Origin of the sequence: Alkalihalobacillus pseudalcaliphilus (assembly GCF_028610675.1) — a bacterium.
GTDB classification, from domain to species: Bacteria; Bacillota; Bacilli; order Bacillales; family Bacillaceae_D; genus Alkalihalobacillus; species Alkalihalobacillus pseudalcaliphilus.
Genome location: NZ_JAQQWS010000031.1, coordinates 1 through 1,402, shown reverse-complemented (window position 1 = coordinate 1,402; position 1,402 = coordinate 1). Strand labels below are relative to the sequence as shown.

Genomic DNA, 1,402 nt, shown 5'->3' with positions numbered 1-1,402 from the left:
GATTAAGTCCATATAATTGTGTAAAAAGAAAAGACATCATTAAACTCCTGTTACAATAGTTTCAACGACGAAAAACTGTAAAGGAGGAGTTAATGATGTCCCAAATTCATTTTACAATAGATTTTGAAAAACTAAAAGATACGGTGATGGATTCAGAATTAAATGAGGTGGTAAAGTCCTCCTTAGTCCTAATTTTGAATGAGTATATGGAAAAAGAGCGTGATCAATATATACAAGCAGAATCGTATCAACGTTCGGCGGCCCGCCAAGATTATCGTAATGGCTACTACGAACGTGAGCTTTTAATGCCTAACGGTCGAATTCTTTTGAAAGTTCCTCGTACACGTAGTGGTAAATTTGCCACAGACGTATTCGAGCGCTATGCACGTTGTGATAGAGCTTTATTATTATCCATGCTAGAAATGGTGATTAACGGGGTTTCCACACGGAAAGTAACCAAAATTGTTGAGGAACTTTGTGGTGAATCTGCTTCGCGTTCGATGGTTTCGAATTTAACGAAGAAGCTGGATCCGATTGTCGGTGAGTGGGCCAGCCGACCGCTGAATACCATCTATTATCCGTATATTTACGTAGATGCGATGTATATTAAAGTTCGCGAACATAAGCGTGTGGTTTCAAAAGCTGTCTACACGGCCATTGGTGTGAACGAAAAAAACAAACGCGAAGTGATTGGGTTTAAGGTAGATCATAATGAGTCAGAACCGAGCTGGCATGACTTTTTTTCTTCGCTTAAGGCAAGGGGGCTTCAATCACCTAAATTACTCATATCCGATGCACATTCAGGCCTGAAGTTAGCGATACAGAAGTCGTTTATAGGAACAAGCTGGCAACGCTGCACCGTGCATATGTTGCGGAATATGATTCAAACCATGCCGAAAAAAACGTCGAAAGAAGCAAGAAATGAATTGAAAGCAATCTTTCAATCCCGCAAATTAGAGGAAGCCAAAAGACAAAAAGACCAGTTTATTGACAAGTATGAAGGCAAAAAAGCGTATCAGAAAGCGGTCGATGTGTTAGATGAGGGGTTTGATGATGCCACTCAATATTTTGCCGAGCCAGAAGAATACCATGTGAGCTTACGAACCACAAATATGCTCGAACGAATGAATTCAGAGATTAGACGACGAGAAAGGGTCATTCGAATTTTCCCCAACGAACAGTCGGCATTTCGATTAATAGGAGCTGTTCTTATGGACTATGAAGAGACACTGGACCTTGGAAATCGAACATTTCTAAAAAAGCAAATATAAGCAGAACCCAAATGAGAGCCACGTGTTGGTGTGAGGAGGGCCCCGGGGCCCTCCTCACACCAACACAATCCATACTAAAAGAGAGTGGAAACATTGTAGAGGAGTATTTACACAATATTCAGGACTTGACT

General features: G+C 40.9%; 1 protein-coding gene. It reads left to right on the top strand.

The features are described 5' to 3' along the window. The first annotated feature begins 95 nt into the window (after window positions 1-95). Window positions 96-1,271: an IS256 family transposase gene (locus tag PQ479_RS21790; protein ID WP_273717210.1), complete on the top strand. Its 1,176-nt coding sequence runs from the start codon at window positions 96-98 to the stop codon at window positions 1,269-1,271. The last annotated feature ends 131 nt before the right edge of the window (window positions 1,272-1,402 follow it).